Annotated in this window: 24 protein-coding genes; 12 read left to right on the top strand and 12 right to left on the bottom strand. The window is 69.2% G+C overall.

All coding sequences use genetic code 11. The features are described 5' to 3' along the window. Positions 1 to 497: 497 nt before the first annotated feature. The 4 genes from CRM73_RS11315 (at position 498) to CRM73_RS11300 (ending at position 5562) form a co-directional block, all read left to right on the top strand. Positions 498 to 3176 (top strand): multicopper oxidase domain-containing protein, encoded by a 2679-nt coding sequence (locus CRM73_RS11315; RefSeq protein WP_229587751.1) that lies wholly within the window; start codon positions 498 to 500, stop codon positions 3174 to 3176. Positions 3177 to 3355: 179 nt separating this feature from the next. Then, the gene (locus CRM73_RS11310; RefSeq protein ID WP_058874019.1) at positions 3356 to 3688 is read left to right on the top strand and encodes a cupin domain-containing protein; all 333 of its coding nucleotides are present in this window, start codon (positions 3356 to 3358) and stop codon (positions 3686 to 3688) included. A 178-nt stretch (positions 3689 to 3866) separates the two neighbouring features. Further along, complete coding sequence (locus CRM73_RS11305; RefSeq protein WP_109269495.1) at positions 3867 to 5069, top strand: globin domain-containing protein; 1203 nt, start codon at positions 3867 to 3869, stop codon at positions 5067 to 5069. A 25-nt stretch (positions 5070 to 5094) separates the two neighbouring features. Further along, positions 5095 to 5562 (top strand): pyridoxamine 5'-phosphate oxidase family protein, encoded by a 468-nt coding sequence (locus CRM73_RS11300; protein ID WP_058874003.1) that lies wholly within the window; start codon positions 5095 to 5097, stop codon positions 5560 to 5562. A 314-nt stretch (positions 5563 to 5876) separates the two neighbouring features. On the opposite strand, the gene CRM73_RS11295 is transcribed toward CRM73_RS11300, so the two are convergent. From CRM73_RS11295 to moaA, 4 genes are read right to left on the bottom strand one after another with little or no spacing between them, the layout of a single operon-like run. Next, entirely contained in the window at positions 5877 to 6167 is a 291-nt protein-coding gene (locus tag CRM73_RS11295; RefSeq protein ID WP_058874004.1) for a DUF6457 domain-containing protein, read from the bottom strand. Between the two features lie 28 nt (positions 6168 to 6195). Beyond that, on the bottom strand, positions 6196 to 6789 hold the full coding sequence (locus tag CRM73_RS11290; protein WP_051063819.1) for a molybdenum cofactor guanylyltransferase: 594 nt from the start codon (positions 6787 to 6789) through the stop codon (positions 6196 to 6198). Further along, the gene (locus tag CRM73_RS11285) at positions 6786 to 7121 is read right to left on the bottom strand and encodes a MoaD/ThiS family protein (RefSeq protein ID WP_017834538.1); all 336 of its coding nucleotides are present in this window, start codon (positions 7119 to 7121) and stop codon (positions 6786 to 6788) included. Before CRM73_RS11285 ends, CRM73_RS11290 begins: the two co-directional genes overlap by 4 nt. Before the next feature lie 39 nt (positions 7122 to 7160). Next, on the bottom strand, positions 7161 to 8282 hold the full coding sequence (gene moaA, locus CRM73_RS11280) for a GTP 3',8-cyclase MoaA (RefSeq protein WP_229587749.1): 1122 nt from the start codon (positions 8280 to 8282) through the stop codon (positions 7161 to 7163). A gap of 422 nt (positions 8283 to 8704) precedes the next feature. On the opposite strand from moaA, the gene CRM73_RS11275 reads away from it, so the two are divergent. From CRM73_RS11275 to CRM73_RS11250, 6 genes are all read left to right on the top strand, one after another. Next, positions 8705 to 12424, top strand: coding sequence for a nitrate reductase subunit alpha (locus CRM73_RS11275; protein ID WP_229587747.1), 3720 nt, complete (start codon positions 8705 to 8707; stop codon positions 12422 to 12424). Next, positions 12424 to 14094, top strand: a complete 1671-nt coding sequence (narH, locus tag CRM73_RS11270; RefSeq protein WP_058874010.1) for a nitrate reductase subunit beta — start codon at positions 12424 to 12426, stop codon at positions 14092 to 14094. Before CRM73_RS11275 ends, narH begins: the two co-directional genes overlap by 1 nt. Next, positions 14094 to 14792 carry a nitrate reductase molybdenum cofactor assembly chaperone gene (gene narJ, locus CRM73_RS11265; RefSeq protein ID WP_017834488.1) on the top strand — a complete coding sequence of 233 codons (699 nt, stop codon included), beginning with the start codon at positions 14094 to 14096 and terminating at the stop codon, positions 14790 to 14792. Before narH ends, narJ begins: the two co-directional genes overlap by 1 nt. Continuing rightward, entirely contained in the window at positions 14789 to 15622 is an 834-nt protein-coding gene (gene narI / locus CRM73_RS11260; protein WP_109244522.1) for a respiratory nitrate reductase subunit gamma, read from the top strand. The genes narJ and narI overlap by 4 nt, the downstream gene beginning before the upstream one ends. A 36-nt stretch (positions 15623 to 15658) precedes the next feature. Then, complete coding sequence (locus tag CRM73_RS11255; protein ID WP_058874012.1) at positions 15659 to 16903, top strand: MFS transporter; 1245 nt, start codon at positions 15659 to 15661, stop codon at positions 16901 to 16903. Positions 16904 to 17120: 217 nt separating this feature from the next. Next, on the top strand, positions 17121 to 18218 hold the full coding sequence (locus tag CRM73_RS11250; protein ID WP_017834491.1) for a cytochrome P450: 1098 nt from the start codon (positions 17121 to 17123) through the stop codon (positions 18216 to 18218). Positions 18219 to 18336: 118 nt separating this feature from the next. Here the strand turns inward: CRM73_RS11250 and CRM73_RS11245 are convergent, their stop codons facing one another. The 6 genes from CRM73_RS11245 to CRM73_RS11220 form a co-directional block, all read right to left on the bottom strand. Then, on the bottom strand, positions 18337 to 18531 hold the full coding sequence (locus CRM73_RS11245) for a hypothetical protein (RefSeq protein WP_017834492.1): 195 nt from the start codon (positions 18529 to 18531) through the stop codon (positions 18337 to 18339). A 151-nt stretch (positions 18532 to 18682) separates the two neighbouring features. After that, the gene (locus CRM73_RS11240; protein WP_017834493.1) at positions 18683 to 19600 is read right to left on the bottom strand and encodes an NADP-dependent oxidoreductase; all 918 of its coding nucleotides are present in this window, start codon (positions 19598 to 19600) and stop codon (positions 18683 to 18685) included. Between the two features lie 44 nt (positions 19601 to 19644). Continuing rightward, the gene (locus tag CRM73_RS11235; RefSeq protein WP_017834494.1) at positions 19645 to 20073 is read right to left on the bottom strand and encodes a cupin domain-containing protein; all 429 of its coding nucleotides are present in this window, start codon (positions 20071 to 20073) and stop codon (positions 19645 to 19647) included. A 114-nt stretch (positions 20074 to 20187) separates the two neighbouring features. Continuing rightward, entirely contained in the window at positions 20188 to 22116 is a 1929-nt protein-coding gene (locus CRM73_RS11230; protein WP_017834495.1) for a cation-translocating P-type ATPase, read from the bottom strand. Between the two features lie 213 nt (positions 22117 to 22329). Further along, on the bottom strand, positions 22330 to 22569 hold the full coding sequence (locus tag CRM73_RS11225) for a heavy-metal-associated domain-containing protein (protein WP_017834496.1): 240 nt from the start codon (positions 22567 to 22569) through the stop codon (positions 22330 to 22332). A gap of 115 nt (positions 22570 to 22684) precedes the next feature. Further along, positions 22685 to 23368 (bottom strand): Crp/Fnr family transcriptional regulator, encoded by a 684-nt coding sequence (locus CRM73_RS11220; protein ID WP_229587753.1) that lies wholly within the window; start codon positions 23366 to 23368, stop codon positions 22685 to 22687. A 434-nt stretch (positions 23369 to 23802) separates the two neighbouring features. Here CRM73_RS11220 and CRM73_RS11215 point away from each other — a divergent pair, with 434 nt between their 5' ends. Then, positions 23803 to 24291, top strand: a complete 489-nt coding sequence (locus CRM73_RS11215) for a hypothetical protein (RefSeq protein WP_017834498.1) — start codon at positions 23803 to 23805, stop codon at positions 24289 to 24291. A 98-nt stretch (positions 24292 to 24389) separates the two neighbouring features. Here CRM73_RS11215 and CRM73_RS11210 read toward each other — a convergent pair whose 3' ends face one another. Both CRM73_RS11210 and CRM73_RS11205 read right to left on the bottom strand, forming a co-directional pair. Next, positions 24390 to 24788 (bottom strand): hypothetical protein, encoded by a 399-nt coding sequence (locus CRM73_RS11210; protein WP_017834499.1) that lies wholly within the window; start codon positions 24786 to 24788, stop codon positions 24390 to 24392. A 512-nt stretch (positions 24789 to 25300) separates the two neighbouring features. Next, positions 25301 to 25837 carry a GNAT family N-acetyltransferase gene (locus CRM73_RS11205; RefSeq protein ID WP_017834500.1) on the bottom strand — a complete coding sequence of 179 codons (537 nt, stop codon included), beginning with the start codon at positions 25835 to 25837 and terminating at the stop codon, positions 25301 to 25303. 11 nt (positions 25838 to 25848) lie between these two features. Between CRM73_RS11205 and CRM73_RS11200 the strand changes: the two genes are divergently transcribed. Continuing rightward, entirely contained in the window at positions 25849 to 25986 is a 138-nt protein-coding gene (locus tag CRM73_RS11200; RefSeq protein WP_229587746.1) for a tyrosine-type recombinase/integrase, read from the top strand. The last annotated feature ends 131 nt before the right edge of the window (positions 25987 to 26117 follow it).

The raw sequence follows: 26117 nt of genomic DNA, 5'->3' as shown, positions 1-26117 counted from the left end.
GCGACTCCTACCGGCTGAAGAACCGAGATCTCGGCCGCGTGCCCGCGGCCGGAACCCAAGAAGACGAGTGATCAGGGGGTCAACCTTCAGATGCCGGAAAGGGGTCAGTTTTCACTCGCCGTTGACACGCGGGGCTTGGTATCGGTGTGGGGTGGCAGCGACAGGACAATCAGGGTGCTGCGCGGTCTTTTCCGACTCATGCGTGTGGTGGCCGATCGTGCGGATCGGTCATCGATGACGACGGTGATGACGTGTGGTCATCGGGTACGAGTGAGCGGGTCCATCCGGCGAACGTGGTCGTGCGCCAACTCTCGGGCCGATTGCAACCCCCTCTCCTCAGGATCGCGACTTCCTCGCGTTATGGGCAGCCGATGACGACACCTATACTTGCAAATGAAATGCAAGATTAAGAATGGATGAGTCACGTGACCAGTCGCCCACGGCTCCACGGCCGCGCGTCATGGCATCGCCGGAGTGCCGCACCGATCCGCATCTGGATGGGCGTGCTGCTGGTCGTCATCTTGGTCCATCGCTGGGTTCCTGACTTCCGCTGGGTGATGGTGCACCTGGTGACCCTGGGCTTGATCACCAATTCGATCATGGTGTGGTCCCAGCACTTCACCGAGTCGTTGCTGAAGAACCGGCTGCCCGATGGCGCCAGGAGACGGCAACTGGCCCGCATCCGCACGCTCAACGTCGGGATCGTGCTGCTGATCGCCGGGTTGCTGAGCACCTGGTACTGGCTGACCGTGCTGGCGGCGGTCCTGATCGGGGCCGCGCTGACCTGGCACGGCACTGCGCTGCTGGGGCAGCTGCGCACGGCGCTGCCGTCGCGATTCGCTGTGACCGTGAAGTATCACGTGGTGGCGGCGTTCCTGTTGCCCGTCGGGGCGGTGCTGGGGGCCGTGCTGGCCGCCGGGCTGTCCGCACCGTGGCATGCCCGGGTCCTGTTGGCGCACGAGGCGACCAATGTGCTGGGCTTCGTGGGGTTGACGGTCGCGGGCACGCTGCTGACGCTGTGGCCCACGATCTTGCGCACCCGCATGGTCGGTTTCTCCTCTCGGATCACCGCAGTCGCTCTGCCGGTGATGACCGGGGGGATCGTGACCACGGTCGGGGGATCCCTGCTCGGGACGGTGTGGGTGACGGTGGCCGGTCTGGCCGCCTACATCTGTGGGCTGGTGGCCGTGGCGGTGGTCATGGCCGGCACCGCTTGCCGTCGGCGGCCGGCCGACTATGCGGGCTTCTCCGTGGCTGCCGGGGTGATGTGGTGGTTGGCCACGACGGTGGTGATCACCTGGCTGGTGGCCGGGCACGGATTCGAGACCGCGGTGCTGCGGCAGCTGACCGTGCCGTTCGTGGCCGGTTTCCTGGCCCAAGTACTGCTGGGGGCCATGACTTATCTCCTGCCTGTCACGATGGGCGGCGGCCCGGCGACCGTGCGGGCCGCCAATCAGGTGATCAACCGGGCGGCCATGTTCCGTGTGGTGGTCATCAATCTGTGCGTGCTGCTGTTCAGTCTGCCCCCCGGTCTGTTGCCGTCCTGGGTACGAGCCGTGGTCTCGGTGCTGGGGGCCGCGGTGTTCTTCGCCTTTGTTCCTCTGATGGTCTCTGCGGCCAAGGTCTCGGTGGCCGGGCGGAAGGCCGCTGCGGCACCGCCGTCTCGAAACCGGGCCCGGGCGGACACGTCGGCACCGAGCCCGGCTGCCCCGGGCGGGGAGGTGCCGGCTTCCCGGCATGTCCGCGGGGCAGTGGCCGGGGTCCTCACCGTGGCCACCGCGGTGGTGGTGGGCATCGCGCTGAATCCGGCGGCGGCCGGCTTCGATCTTCGCGCTCAGGGCGCCGGCCCGGTGCAGGCCACCGGAAGGACCACCACCGTGGAGGTCAGCGCCGAGGAGGGCATGCGGTTCGAGCCGGCCTCGGTGGAGGTCCCGGTGGGTGACGAGCTGGTGATCGAGCTGACGAACAACGACCCCACGAACGTCCATGACCTCGTCCTGGCTTCCGGGGCCAGCAGCGGCCGGGTGGCCCTCGGGCAGACCGTGACCGTCGATGCCGGGGTGATCGGTGGGTCGGTGGAGGGTTGGTGCTCGATCGTCGGGCACAAGAGCATGGGCATGGGCTTCGACGTCATCGCGGTCGACGCAGACGGTACCGCCGTGGCTGCGGCACCGGCGGCAGCGCAGGAGGCGCCCGGGCACCCCGGCCTGCACGCGCCCGCCTCGGATCCAGCCGCGGATCCGGCCGCGGATCCAGACCCGGCCGTGGACTTCGGCGCCGCACCCGGGGATCAGTTCGACACCCGCTCCCCCGTGCTGGAACCGGTGGACGGTGAGCCGGAGAGCGGGCGCCGGGTGCACCGGGTGGAGCTCGAGGTCGAGGAGATACCGCAGGAGATCGCCCCGGGAATGCAGTTGCAGGGGTGGACCTACAACGGCCGGTACATGGGCCCGACCCTGCACGGGCGGGTGGGCGATGTCTTCGAGATCACCCTGGTCAATGACGGTTCGATGGGGCATTCGGTGGACTTCCACGCCGGTGCACTCGCCCCGGACGGGCCGATGCGCACCATCGCCCCGGGAGAGTCGCTGGTCTACCGGTTCGAGGCCGTTCGCTCAGGCATCTGGCTCTACCACTGCTCCACAGCTCCGATGAGCACGCATCTGGCGGCCGGGATGTTCGGGGCCGTGGTGATCGACCCGCCCGGTCTGCCGGGCGTGGACCGGGAGTTCCTGCTGGTGCAGAACGAGACCTATCTCTCCCCGGCCGGGGACACTGCCGATGGAGGGGCGAACGCGGTGGTGGCCCCGGAGCGGGTCGCGCAGGGCGTGCCGTCGCTGACGATGTTCAACGGGCACGCCACCCAGTACGTCCACGACCCGCTCACTGCGCGGACCGGTGAACGGGTGCGGATCTGGGTGTTGGCCGCCGGGCCGTCGAAGGGGATGAGTTTCCATGTGGTGGGTGGCCAGTTCGACACCGTCTACAAGGAGGGCGCCTATCTCCTGCCTCCGGGTGGCACCGGGCAGGGCGGGGCCCAGGTCCTGGACCTGGCACCGGCCCAGGGCGGGTTCGTGGAGCTGGAGTTCTCCGAGCCCGGGACCTACCCGTTCGTCAATCACTCCCTGGCCGAGGCCGAACGCGGGGCCAGAGGGCTGATCCGGGTTTCCCCGTGACACCTCCTCTGCGCGCCCGACGAAGCCCACTCGTACCTGCCTGTCAGGACGACAGTCAAAGGTTTGTGACGCTCCCGCCCGCCCGAAGGGCAGAGCGCGGTGGAGGCCGTGTGAGTGGCCGGGACCCACCGGTACGGCCACAACGAACCCGTCCATCGCTACCGAAAGGAATGATCATGGTGCAGAAGTCGTCGTTGACCGCCCTGGCCCGCCACCAGCTGGAGATCGCCCAGCAGGCCCCGAGTGGGCGCAGCGCTCACACAGTGTTCGGCGGCCATGAGCAGGTGATGCGCCAGACCGTCATCGCGCTGCGAGCCGGCTCCGGGTTGAACGAGCACAACAATCCCGGTGAGGCCACCGTGCACGTCCTCCACGGACGAGTGCTCCTGAGCGCCGGGGAGCTTCAGTGGAACGGATCCCCAGGGGATCTGCTCATCGTCCCGCAGGCCCGTCACGGGCTGGAAGCGGTGGAGGACTCCGTCGTGCTGTTGAGCGTGGCCAAACACCGCTGAATTCCCGATGCGCGGCCACGGCACCCGCTACCGCGCACAATGATCGCCCAACTTCCCGTTGAGCGACGATGCGGCACCCGCTTGGTGCTCGCACCGGGACCCGCTGGAGAACCCGATGCCAGCTCGGGCATGAACCGCCAGAATCCTGATCCTGCCGAACCCATCAGAGGAGCAAAATATGCTGTCAGACACCGCCTACCCCGTCGTGAAGTCCACCCTGCCCGTGGTCGGGGAGAACATCCAGGAGATTGCCCGGCGCTTCTACGCGCACATGTTCGGCGAGCACCCCGAGCTGCTGGACGGGCTGTTCAACCGCGGCAACCAGGCCGACGGCCGTCAGCAGCAGGCCCTGGCCGGGTCCGTGGCCGGCTACGCCGGATATCTGGTGAACCGGCCCACCGAGCTGCCCGACCATCTGCTCTCGCGCATCGCGCACAAGCACGTCTCCCTCGGGCTGCACCCGGACCAGTACCAGATCGTCCATGACCACCTCATGTGGGCCATCGTCGATGTCCTCGGCGAGGCCGTCACCGAGGAGGTCGCCGCGGCCTGGGACGAGGTGTACTGGCTGATGGCCAATGCGCTGATCACCCAGGAGCGTGGCCTCTACGAGGCCACCCGCCTGTCCCCGGACACCGTGTGGCGCACCTGGCGGGTGGCCGAGAAGATCCCGGAGACCGCCGACGTCACGACCTTCGTGGTGGAGCGCGTCGATGAGCGGGAGGTCAAGCCCTCACTGCCGGGCCAGTACGTCACGTGCAAGATGCCGATGCCCGACGGGGTGCACCAACCGCGCCAGTACAGCCTCACGAAGGCCGACGACGGGCGGCACCGGGTGTTCGCCGTCAAGCGCGTCCACGGCAATGGCACCCCGGCCGGAGAGATGTCGACCCTGTTGCACGATCAGGTGCAGGTCGGCGACGAGATCACCCTCTCGGCGCCCTTCGGGGACGTGGTCCTGGAGTACACCGACCGGCCGGTCGTGCTGGTCAGCGCCGGGATCGGCATCACCCCGATGGCCGGGATGCTCTCCCACCTGGTGGCGGCCGCAGCTCAGCGCAAGGTGGTGCTGCTGCACGCTGATGCCTCCCCTGAGGCCTTCGCGCTGCGCACCCAGGTCACCACCGACCTCGAAAAACTGATGGACGGGTCCCTGGCCGTGTGGTTCGAACACCCCTCCCCCACCCCGGGGACGAACGAACACGCCGGGCTGATGGATCTGCGGTCGGTGGAGCTGCCCGCCCAGGCCCAGTACTACCTGTGCGGGCCCCTGCCGTTCATGCAGGCGGTGCGCAGCGACCTCATCGCCCACGCAGTGCCGGCCAAGGACATCCAGTACGAGGTGTTCGGCCCCGACCTGTGGCTCGCCGATTTCGAGTAGGAACGCAAGTTCTGAGGAGGATGTCATGACCGAGGAGTACGAGGAAAGAATCGAAACGCTGTCGGCCAGTGCTTGCTGGACGCTGTTGCGGGCGACCGGCATCGGCCGTCTGGCGGTCTGGGTGGAGGACCACCCGGAGATCTTCCCGATCAACTACGTGGTGGATCACAGCAGCTTGGTGTTCCGCACCACGGAAGGCACCAAGCTCTCGGCGGCTCTCTCAGGTGTGCCCGTGGCCCTGGAGATCGACGGGTACGAAGCGTCGGTCAACCGGGCGTGGAGCGTGGTGGTCAAGGGACGGTCCGAGCAGATCCGCGGTATCGAGGAACTGACCGACACGCTGAGCCTGCCGCTGCTGCCCTGGCAGAGTGGACCGAAGGGACGGTTCGTGCGCATCGGCCCCACCACCGTGTCGGGACGCCGGTTCCAGGTGGCCGACCCGAAGGCGTGGCGCACCGGTCTGTCGGAGGCACCGCGTTCACCCGTGGACTGACCCACCGCAACGCCGACCGTCTGGGTCGGTTCTTCAGTCCAGCCCTGTGGCCTCGCCCGTGCGAGGCCACAGGGCTCGACGACGAGCACCGGTGACACTGGGCGATGCGCCGGGGCCGGCAGTGCTGCCGGTGTCAGCAGTCCGCTCTGACTCCACCCTGCTCGGTCCTGCTGGCTCCACCCACCGTCCCCGTGGCGAGGCCATGCGAGCCCCGGAACAGGGACGGGGCCGCGGTGGTGGCGGGCGCGTTCATCCACGGCATCACCAGGCACCTCGACACCGCAGCTGGGGTTGTGCCAGGAGCCGGGGCAGGATCAGGTGTCTTGTGGATCCGCAGCAGGTACCGGTACGACCGCGATGACGTCCTGAATGGTGTGGGCGGCGCCGTGATCCGGTGCCTGCCGGGTGCGTAGTGCCGCGAGGTATCCGGCGACATAGGCCGTGACCGGCACGGCGGGGCGAGCCACCCCGGTGGAGACTACCCCGGCCAGAGCCAGCAGGTCGTCCAGAGGCACGTCCATGGCGTCCAGCTCGAACTCGGTCTTGAGCTGGGCGATCCATTCGGAGAGCAGGCGTCGTTCCTCAGACGTCATCTTCTTCGCCATGCCGCGTTCCTTTCCTCGGGGTCTTCTGTCAGCTGAGCCGGAACTTGTGCACGTCGTCCCAAGTGTCCACGTCCGCGGTGGCGTCCTCGGCCACAGTGACCTCCTGCAGGAGAAGGTCGTGGGTGAAGGAGCGTACCGAGCGGTTGGTGGGGTCCTGGTCCGCGTAGGCCGCGCGCAGCGCCTCGGTGCGGTACAGGGCGGCCAGCGGCTGGCGGCGACCGTCGGGGGTGACGCCGATGTGTCCGTCCGTTTCGGGCGCGGCCCCGGCGGACCCCAGCAGCAGGGGTACGGCGCGGGCCACTTCGGGCATGTCGCAGGCCAGGGTCATGGTCCAGTCCGCCAACGGCAGCGCCTCGAGGGCGGCCAGCCCGGCCGCGATGCCCGCAGCCGGCCCGGAGAACGGCGGATCCTCCCGGGTGCGCAGAACGCCCGCGGGGACGGCCAGCTCCGCGGGTCCGACCACAACGACCCCGGCAGCCCCTTGGACCGCTTCCACCGTGAGTTCCACGAGGGTGCGCCCGTTTCGCCGCAGGCTCGCCTTGGGTGTGCCGCCCAGCCGGGAGGATCGGCCCCCGGCCAGGACCACAACATGGAAGAGCAGAGCGCCGGCCGGAGTGTTCATCCGCCGGAAAAGGGCGGCAGGACGTCGAGCACGGCCCCGTCCGGGATCTCGGCCGCCGCATCTGGGCAGGCCACCCCGTCGAGCAGGAAGCTGGCACGGGACAGCACCTGGCCCAGCAGCGGTTGTCCAGGCACCGGTTGCTGGTGGCGTTGCGCGAGCAGTACCTCCACATCAGCGCGGGTACGGGGCGCGCCGTCTCCGGTGGGCAGCTCAAGGGTCTCGGCCTCGGTCCCGGCGGCTGCGCGTGCAGCCGCGAAGTACCGTACCCGCATGGTCGTACTGGTCGCGGAGGTCAGGGTACGGGGGTTGCTCTCTGTGGTGTTCTGGGTCATCGTTCCTGTTCCGGTCGGTGTGGTGGGGCGGCCACGGGTTCAGCCCCCGATCGCGCTCATCGGCCGCTCCGGCTGGACGTAGTCGGGTGAGTCCAGGCCCGTGTGGTCCATGCCGTGGGCGGCCGGCTTGGCCCACATCGCCGCCCGCCACCGCTCGGCGAGCTCGGCGTCGGTCGCACCGGCGCGCAGCAGCGGCAGCAGCTCGACCTCCTCGTGGGAGAACAGGCAGGACCGGATCCTGCCCTCGGCGGTGATCCGGGTCCGCTTGCAGTCGGCGCAGAAGGGCTCGGTGACCGAGGCGATGACACCCACGGTCCCCAGCGGCGCCTCCCCGGCCCCGGGAACCTCCTCGGGGGCCCCGGCGGGGGTGGTGGGGTGGACGTCCCAGAGCTCAGCCGGGGCGCCGTCGCGGGCGCCGGGGTGCGGGGTGAGCCGGAACCGGGTGCTGAGCCGGTGGCGGATCTGCGCGGCGGTGACCATCTCCGCCCGGGTCCACCCGTGGTCGGCGTCCAGCGGCATCTGCTCGATGAACCGTAGGGCGAAACCGCGCTCCAGGGCCCAGGCGAGCAGCTCGGGGGCCTCGTGGTCGTTGACCCCGCGCATCAGCACCGCGTTGATCTTCACCGGGGTCAGCCCGGCGGCGGCCGCGGCCTCGGCCCCGGCCAGCACGTCGGCCAGGCGGTCCCGGCGGGCCAGGGCCCGGTAGGTCGCCGCGTCCAGGGTGTCCAAGGAGATGTTGATCCGGCTCAGCCCGGCCGCGGCCAGGCCCTGGGCCCGGGTAGCGAGGCCGATGCCGTTGGTGGTGAGCGAGACCGGCAGCTGCGGGTGGGCGGTGCGCACCCCGGCCACGATCTCCTCCAGGTCGGCCCGCACCAGGGGTTCCCCGCCGGTCAGGCGCAGCTCGGTGATCCCCAGCTGCCGGACCCCGACGTCGACGATGCGGGTGATCTCACCGGCGCTCATCAGCCGGGCGGCGGGCAGCCAGGGCAGGCCCTTGGCGGGCATGCAGTAGGTGCAGCGCAGATTGCACTTGTCGATGACCGACAGCCGCAGGTCGGTGGCCCGGCGGCCGTGCCGGTCGGCGAGCCCCGCCTCCCGGGGCGCGCCGCTGGGGCCCGGACCGGCACCGCGGATCTGCGGAAGTCCCAGGGAAACGCCCATGTCACCGCCTCCAACATATCGATCAGCGCAATAGCACAGACATCACTTGCGTTATTTGACCCACCTTATGGGGTCACCTTGCTGGTCCCCAAAAGTTACTGATCGTTCCTTGGGTTGCGCACAACACCGTGCGTCCCGGGCATTAGGGACACGATTAGGGCAGGCCGATATGATGAAATCCCAGTGATTCGAATCGAACGATTTTCGAAGCTTTCGGCTAGGGGAGCCAACCGCCCTAGATCCCCGACATGCCGCCTCAGGGAGCGCAATGGGCTCGCCTTCTGAAACAAAGTTCTCTTTCTGAAACATATGACACGTCAGCATTTACCACGGAATGCATTATGGCCAGAACAAGTCGTGGCGCGACGATCAGTAACGCGTAAGAATGGCATTCTTGCCGGCGCATTACTAGGTTTCTTTCCATGACGACCGAATCCGTCCCGCCGCGCACCGATGGTCCTGCCTCCGACGCCCTGCTCAAGCTCGGGAAGTTCTTCACCCGCTGGGAGGAGTCACCGGACGGCCGCGCGGTCTTCCGCGAGGGCGGGCGGGCCGGGGACGCGTTCTACCGGAACCGGTGGAGCCACGACAAGGTGGTCCGCTCCACGCACGGGGTGAACTGCACGGGCTCGTGCTCCTGGAAGATCTATGTCAAGGATGGGATCATCACCTGGGAGGCGCAGGAGACCGACTACCCCTCGGTGGGCCCGGACCGCCCGGAGTACGAGCCGCGCGGCTGTCCCCGCGGGGCCGCCTTCTCCTGGTACACCTACTCCCCCACCCGCGTGCGCTATCCGTACGTGCGCGGGGTGCTGCTGGAGATGTACCGGGCCGCCAAGGCAGAGGTCGGCGGGGACCCCGTCCTGGCCTGGCAGGCCGTGGTCGGGGACCCGGAGAAGCGCCGGGCGTTCCAGCAGGCCCGGGGCAAGGGCGGGCTGGTGCGCTCGAGCTGGCAGGAGGCCCTCGAGATGACCGCGGCCGCCCACGTGCACACGATCAAGACCTACGGCCCGGACCGGGTCACCGGGTTCTCCCCGATCCCGGCGATGTCCATGGTTTCCCACGCGGCCGGCGCCCGGTTCTTTAACCTCATCGGCGGTGTGATGAACAGTTTCTACGACTGGTACGCGGACCTGCCGGTGGCCAGCCCCCAGGTCTTCGGGGACCAGACGGACGTGCCCGAGTCGGGCGACTGGTGGGATGCGACCTATCTGATGATGTGGGGCTCCAACATCCCGGTCACCCGCACCCCGGACGCGCACTGGATGGTCGAGGCCCGCTACCGCGGCACCAAGGTCGTCTCGGTGAGTCCCGACTACTCCGACAACACGAAGTTCGCCGACGAGTGGCTGCCCGCCCAGGCCGGCACCGACGCCGCCCTGGCCATGGCCATGGGGCATGTGATCCTGAAGGAGAACTTCGTGGACCGGCGGGTCCCGTTCTTCGAGGACTACGTGGTGCAGTACACCGACCTGCCCTTCCTCGTCACCCTCGAGCAGCGCCCAGACGGCACCGTGGTGCCCGGCAAGTTCCTCACTGCCCAGGACCTGGGGCAGACAGAGGCCGCGGACGCGGCGTTCAAGACCGTGCTCCTGGACCGGGACGCGGGCACTCCGGTGGTGCCCCAGGGGTCGACGGGCTTCCGCTACAACGAGGCCGACGAGGGGAAGTGGAACCTGGACCTGCAGGGGGTGCGCCCGGCCCTGTCCGTCGCCGACTCGGCGTCCTACGAGCAGGCCACTAGCGTGATCGATCTGCCCGCGTTCACCGATGCCACGGGCGAGGGCTCGGTGGTCCACCGCGGGGTGCCGGTCACCGAAGTGGCCGGACGCACGGTGACCACGGTCTTCGACCTCATGCTCGCCCAGTATGGGGTGGGCCGGGCCGGGCTACCCGGCCAGTGGGCGTCCGGGTACGACGACGTGGAGACCCCCTACACCCCCGCGTGGCAGGAGGAGATCACCTCGGTCCCGGCGGCGGCGGTGGCCCGCATCGCCCGGGAGTTCGCCACCAACGCGGAGAAGTCCGGCGGCCGGTCGATGATCATTCTCGGGGCCGGCATCTGCCAGTGGTACCACGGGGACGTCACCTACCGGGCGATCCTCGCGATGCTCATGCTGTGCGGGTGCCAGGGCCGCAACGGCGGCGGGTGGGCGCACTACGTGGGCCAGGAGAAGACCCGACCGATCACCGGCCAGGCCACGATGGCCGCGGCCACCGACTGGACCCGCCCGCCGCGCTTCATGATCGGCACCGCGTTCTGGTACATGCACACCGACCAGTTCCGCTCCGACGGGTACTCCTCCGACTCGCTGCAGTCCCCGCTGGCCCAGGGTCACCTGAAGGGCATGCACACCGCCGACGTGGTCGCCAAGTCCACCCGCATGGGGTGGATGCCGTTCTTCCCGCAGTTCGACCAGAACTCCCTGGACGTGGCCGACGCCGCTTCCGAGGGTGTGGCCCGCGGGGAAGCACCTGATGAGGCCCGGTGGGTCGCGGATCGACTCAAGGCGCAGGACATGCGTTTCGCCGTCGAGGACGTCGACGCTCCGCAGAACTGGCCGCGCACCCTGATGCTGTGGCGTTCCAACCTGCTGGGCTCCTCCGCTAAGGGTGAGGAGTACTTCCTCAAGCACCTGCTGGGCACCCACCACAACGTCCTGGGCTCCGACCACTCCACCTCCCGCCCGAAGGACGTGACCTGGCACGAGCAGGCCCCGGAGGGCAAGCTCGACCTGCTCGTATCGGCCGACTTCCGGATGACCAGCTCCACCCTGCTCTCCGACGTCGTCCTCCCCGCCGCGACCTGGTACGAGAAGCACGACCTGTCCTCCACCGACATGCACCCCTACGTGCACGCCTTCACCCCGGCGATCAACCCGCCGTGGGAAGCGAAGACGGACTACGACCTGTTCCGGCTGCTCGCCGAGGAGTTCTCCCGGCAGGCGAAGGTGCACCTCGGGGTGCGCAAGGACATGGTGGCCACCGCGCTCACCCACGACACCCCGGGCGAGCTCGCCCAACCCGGGGGCCACGCCCCGGATTGGAAGGGCACCGACGTCCCGGCGGTACCGGGCAAGAACCTGCCGAACCTCCAGGTGGTGGAGCGCGACTACACCGCGGTCGGGGAGAAGTTCTCCGCGGTCGGGCCACTGGCTGAGAAGCTGGGCCTCACCACGAAGTACATCACCTACGACGTCTCCCACCAGGTGGACCAGCTGGCCCGCCTGCACGGGGTCTTCGACTCCGGGGCCGCGGCGGGCCGCCCGGCCGTGGACACCGACGCGCGGATGGCCGAGGCCATCCTCCTCTTCTCCGGCACCACCAACGGGGAGCTGGCCGTGCAGGGCTTCGAGACCCTCGAGAAGCGCACCGGGGTGGAGCTCGCAGACCTCGCCCGCGGCTCCGAGGAGAAGCGCATCACCTTCGCCGACACCCAGGCCGGCCCGGTCCCGGTGATCACCTCCCCGGAGTGGTCCGGCTCGGAGACCGGCGGGCGGCGCTACGCCCCGTTCACCATCAACATCGAACGCCTCAAGCCCTTCCACACCCTCACCGGACGGATGCACTTCTTCCTGGACCACGACTGGCTCAAGGACATGGGTGAGTCCCTGCCGATCTACCGCCCGCCCCTGGACATGCACCGGCTCTTCGGCGAGCCGCAGCTGGGGGAGCGGGGGGAGCTGTCGATCGCCGTGCGGTATCTGACCCCGCACAACAAGTGGTCGATCCACTCGGAGTACCAGGACAACCTGTTCATGCTCTCCCTGGCCCGCGGGGGCACCACGGTGTGGATGAGCCCCCAGGACGCCGCACTCATCGAGGTCGCCGACAACGACTGGGTCGAGTGCCTCAACACCAACGGCGTCTACATCGGCCGGGCCATCGTGAGCCACCGCATGCCCGCCGGCGTCGTCTACGTCCACCACGCCCAGGAGCGCCTGATCGACGTCCCGAAGTCCGAGGCGACCGGCCGCCGCGGCGGGATCCACAACTCGGTCACCCGCATCCTCGTCAAACCCACCCACATGATCGGCGGCTACGCGCAGCTGTCCTGGGCCTTCAACTACCTCGGGCCCACCGGCAACCAGCGCGACATCGTCTCCGTGGTCCGCAAGCGCTCCCAGGAGGTCCAGTACTGATGCGAGTCATGGCCCAGGTCGCCATGGTGATGGCCCTCGACAAGTGCATCGGGTGCCACACCTGTTCGGTGACGTGCAAGCAGGCGTGGACGAACCGCGCCGGCACGGAGTACGTGTGGTTCAACAACGTGGAGACCCGTCCCGGGCAGGGCTATCCCCGCCGGTACGAGGACCAGGAGAAGTGGAAGGGCGGCTGGGAGCTCAACCGCCGCGGCAACCTCAAGCTCAAATCCGGCGGGCGCTGGGCGAAGCTCGCGGGCCTGTTCGCCAGCCCCGTCCAGCCCGAGCTCAACGACTACTACGAGCCGTGGACCTACGACTACGAGACCCTCACCAACGCCCCCGCCGGCACCGACTTCCCCGTCGCCCGACCGAAGTCCCTGATCACCGGCGAGGACATGAAGATCTCCTGGTCGGCCAACTGGGACGACAACCTCGGCGGCGCCCCGGAGATGGGCCACCTGGACCCGATCGTGGAGAAGGTCCGGAAGGAGTCGGAGGAGAAGATCAAGTTCGAGTTCGAGCAGACCTTCGCCTTCTACCTCCCCCGGATCTGCGAGCACTGCCTGAACCCCTCCTGCATGGCCTCCTGCCCCTCGGGGGCGATCTACAAGCGCACCGAGGACGGCATCGTACTGGTCGACCAGGACAAGTGCCGCGGCTGGCGCCAGTGCGTCACCGGCTGCCCGTACAAGAAGATGTACTACAACCACAAGTCCGGCAAGGCCGAGAAGTGCACCTTCTGCTACCCCCGCATCGAGGTCGGGATCCCCACGGTGTGCGCCGAGACCTGCGTGGGCCGGCTGCGCTACATCGGCATCTTCCTCTACGACGCCGACCGGGTCACCGAAGCCGCCGCGACACCGGACGAACAAGACCTCTACGAGGCGCAACTGGACCTGATGCTCGACCCGCACGACCCGACAGTGATCGCCGCCGCCCGGGCCGAGGGCATCCCCGAGGACTGGCTGGACGCGGCGCGGAAGTCCCCGGTCTACACCCTGGCCAAAGAGCTGCGGGTGGCCCTGCCCCTGCACCCCGAGTACCGCACGATGCCCATGGTCTGGTACGTCCCGCCACTGTCGCCGGTCGTGGACCTGCTCAAGGACCAGGGCCACGACGGCGAGGACGCCGCCAACCTCTTCGGGGCGATCGACTCCCTGCGCATCCCGGTCGAGTACCTGGCCGAGCTGTTCACCGCCGGGGACACCGAGAAGATCCGGGAGGTGCTCAACAAACTGGCAGCCATGCGCTCCTACATGCGCGACATCGCCCTGGGCGAGGAAGCGGACGAGGCGATCGCCGAAGCCGTCGGGATGACCGGGACCGAGATCCAGAAGATGTACCGGCTCATGGCGATCGCCAAGTACGAGGAACGCTACGTCATCCCCTCCGCGCACCTGGAGGACGCGCACAACCTCGAGGAGATCGGCTGCTCCCTCGACGTGGACGGTGGGCCCGGCATGGGCCAGACCGGGGTGTTCGGCGAAGCCTCCGGAACGCCGATGCCAGTCGCGGCCGAGAACTTCGCGGCCCTGCAGGCACGGCAGCGCGGGACCGACCCCACCGGAAACGAGGAACTGGGAGGGCGGGTCAACCTGCTCAACTGGGACGGGCGGGGCAAGCCCCAGGGCCTGTTCCCGCCCCAGGACGGGAACGGGGCGCGCTGATGGGGCTGCTGGAGAAGCTGCTCGGCAAGGCCGGGCCGGGCACCCTCGACCCGGGCGCCTACGCCGACCCGGACCCCCGGCGCAGCGCGGTGACCCGGCAGGCCGCCGCAGTGCTGCTGGGCTACCCGGACCCGGCGATGCTCGAGGTGCTCCCGCTGCTGCACGGGGCGCTCACAGAGGTAGAGGCCCCCGTGGAGGAGGTCGAGGAGCTGTTCGAGTGGTTCACGGCTCGCCCCTTGGATGAGGTGCAGGCCGACTACGTCCAGGAGTTCGACCTGTCCCGGCGGCACAGCCTGCACCTGACCTACTGGACCGACGGGGACACCCGACGCCGTGGGGAGGCACTGGCGGCCTTCAAAGAGATCTACCGCTCCCACGGGGCGCAGCTGGACGAGTCCGAGCTGCCGGACTACCTGCCACTGGTGCTGGAGTTCACCGCGAAGGTCTCCCCCGAGGACGGCTACGAACTGCTGCAGCGCTACCGCCCGTCCCTGGAGCTGCTGCGGCTGTCCCTGCGCGACGACGGCCTGCCGCACCGCGGCGCCCTCGCCCTGGTGTGCTCCACCCTGCCCGGGGTCTCCCCGGAGGACCGCGACGCGGTGATGCGGATGGCCGGCTACGGCCCGCCCACCGAATCCGTGGGCCTGGACCCCTACGACCCCCGGCTGCTGCCCGTCACCGAAAGGAACAGCCCATGATCCCCACCGCTCCGCCTCCCGAGACCGTCGAGATCGGGGTGGGGGACGTCCTGTTGTGGGGTGCCCTGCCCTACGTCGTGCTGGCGCTGATCATCGGCGGCTCGATCTGGCGCTACAAGTACGACCAGTTCGGTTGGACCACCCGCTCCTCCCAGCTCTACGAGTCCCGCATCCTGCGCATCGCCTCCCCGCTGTTCCACTTCGGCATCCTCGCAGTGCTGGCCGGGCACGTCATGGGGCTGGTGATCCCCCGCACCTGGACCGACGCCGTCGGGATCAACGAGCACCTGTACCACATCATGGCCCTGGGCATCGGCACGATCGCCGGGGTGGGCACCCTGGTCGGGATCGTGCTGCTCATCTGGCGCCGGCGCACCACCGGGCCGGTGTTCATGGCCACCACCAAGAACGACAAGCTCATGTACGTCATGCTCGTCGGCGCGCTGCTCACGGGCCTGGGCACCACGGTGCTGTCCCTGTTCGACACCACCGTGGTCGACTACCGCCAGACCGTCTCCCCGTGGTTCCGCTCCATCTGGATCTTCCAACCCGACGTCGCCGCCATGGCCGCGGCCGGCCCCGGCTTCAAGGTGCACGCCCTGTGGGCGATGGCGCTCTTCGCGCTGTGGCCCTTCACCCGCCTGGTGCACGCCTTCACCGCACCGGTGCACTACCTGTTCCGCCCCTACATCGTCTACCGCTCCCGTGACCGCGCCTCCGGAACGAACCTGGCCCCGGTGCGCCGGGGTTGGGAGCCCGTGGGCACCCGGGACCGGGCCCGTGGCACCACGAAAGCACCCACGGGCCGCAACCGCGCCGGTCGCCACTGACGTCTCGCCCTGCCCACCGAACGCACGAGGACAGCCATGTCATCCACCTCCCCCGCGACCTCTTCCGGCACCACTGCCCCTGACCTCAAGGCCGGGCAGCTGCGCAACCTGCTCCTGGCCACCCTGGCGTCCGCAGTCGGCTTCTGGGCCTGGACGATCGTGGGGCCGCTGGCCAAGCGCTATGCCCAGCAGATGGACCTCGACGCCACCCAGACCTCGGTGCTGGTGGCCATGCCGATCCTCGTCGGCGCCGTCTGCCGGGTGCCCGTTGGCGCGTTGACCGACCGCTACGGCGGGCGGGTGATGTTCACCGTCATCCTGGGCATCACCGCTCCCCTGGTGCTCGTCACCGGGCTCGTCGGGCAGCTGGGCAGCTTCGGACTGCTCGTGGCCGTGGCGTTCTTCCTCGGCATCGCCGGTACCGTCTTCGCCGTGGGCGTCCCGTTCTGCTCGGGGTGGTACGAATCCCACCGCAAGGGCTTCGCCACCGGGGTCTTCGGCGCCGGTATGGTCGGCACCGCCGTCTCCGCGTTCCTCACCCCCCGCCTGGTGACCGGGATCGGATACCTGGGCGCCCACGTCCTGATCGCGGTGATCGTGGGAGTCATGGCTGTGCTGTGCTGGGCGCTGCTACGGGACTCTCCCGTGCACGGGGCCAAGGCCCCCGAGCCGGTCCTACCGAAGATCAAACACGCGTTCACGCTGAAAGTCACCTGGCAACTGTGCTTCCTCTACGGGGTCGTCTTCGGGGCGTTCGTCGCGTTCTCCAACTACCTGCCGACCTACCTCGACAACGTCTACGACTTCGACGCCACCGCCGCCGGCACCCGCACCGCCGGCTTCGCCCTGGCCGCCGTCATCGCCCGACCCATCGGCGGGATCCTGGCCGACAAGATCGGGCCGAAGACGGTGACCCTGACCGCTCTGTCCGGCACCGCCGTGCTCGCCATGGTCGTAGCCTTCCAACCCGGTCAGGAACGCGTCTACGGCCCTACCTTCCTGCTCATGGCACTCTTCCTCGGCCTGGGCACCGGCGGTGTCTTCGGCTGGGTCGGCCGAGCCGCCCCGGCCAAGGACGTCGGCACCATCGGCGGCATCATCGCCGCCGCCGGCGGCCTGGGCGGATACTTCCCGCCGCTGGTCATGGGCGCCACCTACAACGCCGAGCACAACAGCTACTTCGTGGGCCTGACCCTGCTGGCCGGCTTCGCGATCCTGTCCCTGCTGCTCGCCCTCACCGTACGCAACGGCGGGAAAGTCGACGAACGAACCCACCCCTGAACACCACCACCAACTGCCCCCACCGCCGGCGCGGAGGTCCCCGCGCACCGCGCTGACGGCCACCCACGACAGGACACACATGACAGGCCATCCCTCGGCCGATGACGCCATCCCCCACGCACCCCCGCTGGCCGGACCCGCCACGGCACCGGGACCGGCCACGGATCCCGTCCGGTCCGATTGGAACCCGCGGGGCCCGCAGGTCCGTCGCGATCCTGTGGCCGCCTACGACAAGCTGCGCTCACGCTGTCCCGTGGCCCGCGATGCCAGTGGTGCTTGGACGTTGTTCACCCACGCTGACGTCACTGCCGCCGCGCTGGACCACGAGAGCTTCTCCAACGCAGTCTCCCGCTACCTCCAGGTGCCCAACGGTCTTGACGGCCCTACCCACACGGCCTTCCGCGCCCTCGTGGAGCGGTTCTTCACCCCTGAGCGGATGAGCGCCCTGGAGCCGGTGGTGCAGCGGGTCGCCACCGACCTGGTGGGCCAGCTCGAGGTCCCCGGCCCGATCGACGCCGTGGCGGTCGGCTCCCGCTTCGCCGTGCGCGCACAGACGGCCTGGCTGGGGTGGCCTGCAGGCCTGGAGGAGGATCTGCTGCAGTGGATGCAGGACAACCATGCCGCCACCCGCTCCCGGGACCGTTCCCGCACCACTGAGGTCGCCCAGCGCTTCGACGCCATCATCCGATCCTTGACCGACGTCCGCCGCGAGGCCGGCGACGGTGCGCCCGATGACGTGACCACTGAGCTTGTGCGTGCCCAGGTTGATGGGCGGGAGCTCAGCGACGATGAGATCGTCTCGATCCTGCGCAACTGGACCGGCGGTGACTTGGGGTCGATGGCGTTGTGCACCGGCGTGGTACTGACTTATCTGGCCGATCAACCCGAGTTGCAGGCCCGGCTGCGCTCGGGGGTGTCCGACCGGGAGTTCGACGCGATCCTCGATGAGATCCTGCGGATCGATGACCCGTTCGTCGCCAACCGCCGCATCACGACGGAACCCGTCACAGTCGGTGGTCGAGAGCTGGCCGCCGGCGACCGGGTGCTCCTGAACTGGACCGCCGCCAACCGCGACCCGCGGATCTTCGCTGACCCGGACGCGTTCGACCCGGTCGGCAACGCCCCGTACAACCTGGTGTACGGGATCGGCAAGCACGTGTGCCCTGGCAGGCCGCTGGCGACCCTCGAGCTGCGAGTACTGACCCGCGCCGCCCTGGCGGCGACGGCCGTGATCGAGCCCGATCCGGACCGGCCCCGGGAACGCGAGTTGCCGCCCGTGGGTGGGTTCGCCACCGCTCCGCTGCGCCTGCGGTGACACCCACCGCTCCGGCGGGAACACCGACCCCGTGTCGGGGTGGAGGAATCAGCCTCTCCCCGGCCGGGGCCGAGCACGCGTCGCTTGTCGGGACGCCCGAGCAGCCAACCCCTGGGGTTTAGTAGTTCTGGGGCGGGTCGGAGGCGGGGAAGGAATCGAGTCCCCACTGCTCGATCTTCGCTTCGTTCCGTTCGTACTGGGCGGCGGCTGTTTCCGCGTTCTTGATCAGCTGCTGGAGCTGGACGGTTTCGACGCTGGTGCGCGTCGCCGTGGCGATGCGGGGGCTCGTGGTCGGACTGGTCTTCTGGCACATGGGATGTTCCTTCTGTGGGCTGGATCCGCTCTCTCGCGCCCCGCCTCAAGATGAGTCGACAGGTGCCGGTGTGACGGCCCCCGTCAATGGGCTGGGGCCGCCACACCGGCGCCCTTGTTCTCACCGCATGAGGCTCCGGGCGTGCCCATGATCAGCACACGGGGGTGGGTTCGATGACGATCTTGCCGGTGGCGTGACCGGCCTCGACCTCGGCGATCGCCCGTCCTGCTTCTGCCAGGGGATAGCAGGCGGTGACGTGGGGATCGACGAGTCCGTATTCGATGACCTCGGTGATCTTTTCCATCGCCTCCTCGGTGCGTTCCAGTGCCGCCCCGCCCAGTTCTGTGGCGGTCGTGGCGTCGGCCGCCGAGATGATCCTGGCCGGATCGGTAACCAGGCCGGCGACCTCGCCCAGGGCCTCACCCCCGACGAGGTCGACGATAAGGTCCACCCCCTCGGGGGCGACCTCGCGGACGCGGTCAGCAGCTCCTTCCCCGGAGGGGACGAAGGTCGCCCCGGTGCATTCGACGATCTTGCGCTTGGACTGGCTGGCGACGCCGATGACGGTGAACTGGTGGACGCGCCCAATTTGGGCGGCCATCAGTCCCACCCCGCCGCCGGCGCCAAGAATCAGCAATCTCTGGCCGGGTTCGAGTTCGAACTGGTGGGTGGCGTCATAGGCGGTGGCCGCAGCCACCGGGATGGTGGCGGCGTCGGCGAAGGAGATCTCCTCGGGCTTGGCGACCGCCTCGGCCGCCCGCACGAGGGTGTGCTCGGCGAACCCGCCGTGACCCGGAGCGACGGGGCCGAGGATCTCGTCGCCGACCGCGAAACCCTTTACGCCTTCCCCGAGATCGGTCACGACGCCGGAGACCTCCCGGCCCATCGGGGCCGGCAACTCCCGGTCCCGCCCCAGTACCCCGGAGCGGATCTTCCAGTCGACAGGATTCACCCCGGCGGCCCGAACCTCCACGGCCAGCTCGCCCGGGCCAGGCTGCGGGGCGGGCCGATCGAGGAGCTGTTGGGTCTCAGGACCGCCGAAATCGGTGAACACGTAGACCGTGGACATCGTCTTCCTCGTTTCTTCTCTAGAGGGTGTGGATGAGTGCGGGCTCAACCGGTCGGGGGTTCGTCCCGGCCGGTGGCCTCGGCCGCGTCCGCCTCCTCCTTGGTGGCGTAGGCGGCCTCGGCGGCGTGCTCGGGCGGGCTGTAGACGGTGTAGAGCACCAGGGGCTCATCCCCGGTGTTGCGGAAGTTGTGCCGGGCCCCGGCCGGGACCGCGCACTGGTCACCGGCCTCGATCGGATGCGTGTGCCCGTTCAGGTCGGCTTCCCCGGTGCCGGCGACGAAGGTGAGGATCTGATCGGTGTGCTCGTGGACCTCCTCGCCGATCTCACCACCGGTAGGGATGGTCATGACAACGATCTGAGCGTGTTGGCCGGTCCACAGCACCTGGCGGAAGTCGGGGTTGCTGCCAGCGATGTCGGCGATGGTGAAGTGCTCAATGTTGCCCTCGATGATGAAGTGCTCTTGCGCGCTCATGATGCTCCTCCTGCAGTGATGGTGGTCTCTCCGCCCGGGGCCGGGCAGGACTGGTGGTGCGTTCCGCCCCGTGGCGGGCGGTCCTGGTGTGGGGCCGCCCGCCACGGTGGTGTCCTAGGACCGGGATGTCACCCGGTCTGTGGCCGGGGCGGCCGGTGTGGTGCCCGTCGCGGGGGTGGTGTCCTGGGCGCGGCGCAGCAGCCGCATGGCGTTGGCGATCACGACGAGCACAGAAGCCTCGTGGACGAGCATCCCGATCGACATCGTGACCCCGCCGGCGAAGACCCCGGCCAACAACAGCACCACGGTGATCAGGGCGACGGTGATGTTCTGATGCATCACGGCCACGGTGCGCTTGGCCAGCCCGATCGCTTCGGGCAGCTTCAGCAGGTTGTCGCCCATCAGCGCGATGTCGGCGGTCTCCACGGCCACAGCCGAGCCGGCCGCGCCCATGGCCGCGCCGATGTCCGCGGTGGCCAGGGCGGGGGCGTCATTGACGCCATCGCCGACCATCACCACCAAGTGGCCCTCCCGCTGCAGCGCCGCGACCGCCTCGAGCTTGTCCTCGGGCAGCAACCCGGCGCGGATCTCGTCCACCCCGGTGACCTTCCCGATGGCCTGAGCCACCAACGGGGCGTCACCGGTGAGCATGACGACCTTCTCCACCCCGGCCTCGTGGAGCCGGGACACCATCTCGGCCGCGTCGGCCCTCACCTGGTCGGCCACGGCGATGACACCGATCACGGCATTGTCGACGGCCACGATCATGGGTGTCCGCCCAGCCGCGGCGAGCTTCTGGGCCGCAGCTGCAGCCTTCGGGTCGGTGATGCCGTACTGCTCCAGCAACGCGGCGTTGCCGATCAGCACCCGCACCCCGTCAGTGGTCGACACGATGCCCTTGCCCGGCACTGGGTCGACCGCCTCGGGGACCACGGAGGCGCCCACGCCCTCGGCCGCAGCGGCGTCGAGGATCGGGCGGGCCAGGGGGTGCTCGGAGCCGGCCTCCGCGGCCGCGGCCCAGCCCAGCACGTCCGCGCGGTCCAGCGCCGGGTCCAAGACGACCACGTCGGTCAGCTGCGGGCGGCCCTCGGTGAGCGTGCCGGTCTTGTCCACGGCGACGGCGGTGATCCTCGCGGAGGTCTCCAGGAACTCCCCACCTTTGATCAGGATGCCATTGCGGGCCGCACGGCCGATGCCGGCCACGATGGCGACCGGGATGGAGATCACCAGGGCTCCGGGACAGCCGATGACCAGCAGGGTCAGGGCGAGCACCACGTCCCCGGTGATCAAGCCACCGACCAGTGCCAGGACCATGATTGCGGGGGTGTACCAGGTGGAGAAGCGGTCGATGAATGCCTGGGTGGCCGCCTTGGCGTCCTGGGCCTCCTCCACCCGGTGGATGATGCGGGCCAGCGTGGTGTCGGCGCCGATGCCGGTGGCCAGCACCTGAAGAAACCCGCCGCGGGAGACGGTCCCGGCGAAGACCTGGTCGCTCTTGGCCTTCTCCACCGGGATGGACTCCCCGGTGATGGAAGCCTCGTCCACGGCACCGGTGCCGGCCACGACCTGGCCGTCGACGGGAACCTTGGCGCCGTTCTTGACCAGCACGACCTCGCCCATCGCCACGTCCGCGGCCGGAACCTCGACCTGCTCCCCGTCACGCAGGACCACGGCGGTGTCCGGGGCGACCGCGACGAGCTCGGCCAGCGCCGAGCGGGTCTTGTTGAGGGTGGCCGACTCCAGGGCGTGGCCGACCGCGAAGAGGAAGGTCACCGCGGCGGCCTCCCAGTAGTTGCCGATGATGACCGCCCCGATGGCGGCGACCGCCACCAGCAGGTCGATCCCGACCATGCGGGCGACCATCGCCCGGACGGCCTTGACCACGATCTGATTGCCGGCGACGACGGCGGCGGCGAGCATGAGCACATCCGCCCACAGGACCGAGCCGACGACCTCGGAGGCGACGAACGAGGCGAGGATCAGCACCCCCGCAACCGCGGGGATCGCCCACCGGCCGTAAATCCACCTCTGCACCCTGTTCATGATGTCCGTCCTTCCTGGTAACCGTTCTCGCCCCTGATGGGGGCTTGTTCACGACGCTACGCACAGCCCACGGACCCGAACATGTCGGGGATCAATCAACCGCACGATCGCAGGAAGGGCCAATGAGCGCCGGCTCGGCGGGCAACGAAGAGCGCCGCTGCCGTGACCTCCTGGGGAGGTCCCGGCAGCGGCGCGGGCTGTGGGTGCGGCGGGTCAGAAGGCGGCGGGGCGGGCGGTGTAGCCGACCTTGGCAACAGCGGCGACGATGTCCTCCACACTCACGAGGGCAGGGTCGTGGTCGACCTCGATGCGGGCCGAGGCGAAGTGGACCTTCACCGCGTCGACGCCCTTCAGACGCCCGACGCGCTTCTCGATCTTGGCCACGCAGGAGGGGCAGGAGAAGCCCTCGGCGCGCAGGACCGTGTGAGTGGTGGTGGCTGTGGTGGTGGTCATGGTGGTGGTTCCTCTCCCTGTTGTGGAGTACTCACCTCATCGGGTGTGTCTCCAACCTACGAAGGACCGGGTCCTCGGACCATGACGGGCGTCAATCAACCGCGAAGCTCGGGGGTCAGGCCTCCGCTCCGGCGATCTCCGCCAGCCGGCGCGGGTCACGCACGGCAGTCCAGCGGCGGCCGGCGTCGATGACACCGTCCTTGCGCCACCGGCTCATCACCCGGGAGACGGACTCCGGGGTCGACCCGGTCATCCCCGCCAGATCCGCCCGCGACAGCGGCAGCTCGATCAAGGTCCCGCCCTCGCGGGCGGGCTCCCCGAACTTCTCCGCCAGGCGCAGCAGGACCGCCGCCAGTCGCTCGGCCACGGTGGCCGTGGACTGCCGGGTGACGTCGGTGCGGGCCTGGGCGAGCAGCGCTGTGGTGTCCTCGAGCACCCGCAGCCCCACCTCTGGGTGCTCGCCGAGGATCTGGCGGAACGCGTCGTCGCCGATCCGCAGGGCGCACACGGTGGTCAAAGCCTCGACAGTCTCGGCGTAGGCTTCCTGGCCGAGGGTGCGCAGCCCGCCGAACAGGTCTCCCGGCCCCAGTAGCTCCACCACGACCTCTTGCCCATTCGGGGCGGTCCGGTAAGCCTTGGCCCGTCCCGCGGCTACGAGGTAGAGGTGCTCAGCCGGTGCGCCCTCGACGTGGAGCGCGTCCCCCTCAGCCCAGGACAGGGAGGTCATCCTCCGGTCGATGTCCGCCAGCTGCTCCTCGACCAGCCCGGCGAACATCGGTGTCCGGGACAGCACCCGCATCCGCACCGGCGCCGGACAGACGTGGGGCTGCGCGCAGGTCGACCGCAACGGGATCCGCCGCCGAGAAGACACCGGGCTAGCATCCGGGGACATCCGCGCCGGCGACCCCTGCAGGCCCTCGGCGTGCGAGGAGGTGCTCATGCTGTTCCCTTCAGGCCAGGTAGGGGAAACGGCACCAGGTACGGGGCGCCCACCTGGTCACCGGATCGCGTCGTTCGAATTCCACCGTACTCCCACAGCATTCGGCCCCGGCCCCGCGTCCCGCTTTCACGGACCCCGGCCCGCATCAGCAACATGGCTTCTTCCCCCAGACCTTCTCCAATGGGGGTGCATCTCACAGACACCACCAGTGCGCGCAGAGCTTTCCCCGCTGACGTGTCGCTGGCGCCCGTTCGGCGTGGCGCGCGGGGAGTCCTGCAGCTTCCAGGAGGAGCGTGGACGCTGTGAACACCTCACGTCCCGAATCGACTCCTCCAGCCCATCAGCAGCGGAAGCCGCCCCGGGACTTCGCCGCCGTCCTGCCGCTGTTGGTGGGCTCGGCTGTGGGCGCGGCCGGGGGCAGCACCTTCGTGCTGGCCAACGCCTCCGCACTGGTCCCACCGCGGCCCGGACTGACCCTGGTTGCCTGGGGCGTGCTCGCGCTCGGATGGTTGGCCGCGACACTGCTGCACCGGCACGACCCCGCCGTAGCACGGCCGCGCCGGCATGCCCTGACGATTTACGTGACGAGTGTGGTGGCGACGCTGGTGCTGATCCCACTCGCCACCACGGCCTTCGGCACCCTCGAGGCAGAGCCCCTGCGTCCCGCGGCCATCGCCGCGGCGGTGGGTCTTTTCGTCACTCCCACGGCAGGGCCCGCAGCCGCAGTGCTGGCCGGGTTGACGATGCTGGCCTCGATCACGCTCTACAACCTCCGTCACTAGCCAGCACTCCACGGCCCGGAAAGCAACCCACAGTGCATCAGACCCGCCGGGTTCGGCGTGAGGTCGTTGCACGGAGGCTGGACTATGGACGAGGAGGTTCAGGAGGTGTCTCCGTCGACGGGTTCGACCTTAGGGTCCGTTGCCGGGGTGCAGCGAGTATGTGGGGGCAGTGCTGCGCTCAGGTGCGGGGCGATGTGTGCCAGGTGGGCGAGATAGCCGTGGGCGTCCAGCTCGGTCAACGCGAGGCGAACCTGGGCCTTGGCCGTGCTGGCGCGGGCGGCGAGCTCGGCCAGCGCCAGGGTGTGCTCGGGGCGGGTGCGGGCCACCGCGCGCAGCACCCGACGGGCCTCCGGGCTCAGCCGGGAGTCGGCGCTTGCCTGGTGGATCAGGGCCTCCAGGGCCGGGCGCAGGGCGGCAAAGGCCGCCGCCCGGGACAGCGGATCGGCCACGGGAGTCGCCCAGTTGGCGTGCGCTGCGGCAGGGTGGGCATCGTTCATGCGGGCCTCCTCAACCGGGGCAGCTACCTGCGATTGGACGATGTGCTGCCACAGGGACGGAGGGACGGTCATGAGTGCCGTAAGGGGCCGCCGGCCCGGCGGCAGAAGCGTCGCCCCCCCCCGGCGACGGAGCCCAAGGCCCCAGCTCTTCTGCCGCCAGGACGGCGGCTATTCGACCGGTCTGGAATGGGCCAGCCCCCCGGCTGCGCCCTCTGACACGGTCCACACTAGGTGGCCCAGCCCCCCGACTGAGCACCGTGCGCGATACCCCAACCGTACCGACCGGTAAGGAAAAGATCGACTTTCATAATGTCCCCACTTCCGCCGGTGGGACGCCCCGCCGTGCTGACGAGGCGGTCCGGGGCCGGGTTGTCCGCCCAGAGGCGGTTTCCGCCGGCGCGTACGGCAGGCTGGAATTGCTGGGCCCCCCGGTCCTGCGGACACCGACTCCGACCGCATCGGCTAAGCCTTCCCCTGGGGATGCCGTCTGCGTGGTGCTGGCCCGGTGCCTGTTATGGGTTCCAGGCCATGACGCCATCGGCTGCACGTCCGGGGACGTCGACGAAGCCCTCCGCCGCATAGAGCTTCTTGGCGTAGTTGTCGGCCTCCACCGACAGGCTGAGCCGGGGCACCCCTCGAGCTCGCGCGTCGTCCTGCACCCGGCGCAGGAGCGCCCTGCCCACTCCCCGGCCACGCCAGTCGCCCCGCACCCACAGGCTCACCTCCGGGGTGTCCTCGGCGAGGAATCCGTAACCAGGATCATCCGGGGGCAGGAATTGGGCCCAGACAACGCCGATGGCGCCCTTCCCGACTTCGGCCACCCAACCGAAGTCGCCGCGCTGGGGATCAACGACCGTGTAGTGGGCGAACTCCGACCGCGTGCGCACATCGGCCGCTATGAACCGCTGCCCGCACCAGTTGAGGTTCCCGAGCGTGGCCGCGGCCAGCAACGCGTTCTCCGCTGCCATCAACGGTCGCAAGGAGAAGTCATGGAGCACGGGGTCATCGTAGGGCCGCAACCAGATGCCGAACCTCAACTGCATCATCATTCCCGCGGGCAATGTCCGGTAGCACCGCAGCCACCCTGATGCTCACCGAAGGCTGGGACGTGAAGGTCGTTGCCCAGCTGCTGGGTCACGCTTCGGTGACCACCACCTCCAAGTACCTCGACGAACGGGACTGCCGCACGAATAGGTGACAGGTTGACCTGACCTACGGTTTGGTTTCCAGTGGCGGTCGCTAGTCGAAGGCCTTCATGGAAGGCTCACCGCTATGCCCCGCCCCTACCCTCCTGAGTTCCGTGCACGAGCGATCGCTCTCGTGCGTGAG

Source organism: Kocuria sp. CCUG 69068, assembly GCF_020833785.1.
Taxonomy (GTDB): Bacteria; Actinomycetota; Actinomycetes; order Actinomycetales; family Micrococcaceae; genus Kocuria; species Kocuria rosea.
The sequence above is the reverse complement of the archived record's forward strand: the minus strand, read 5'-3'. Positions and strand labels throughout refer to the sequence as shown.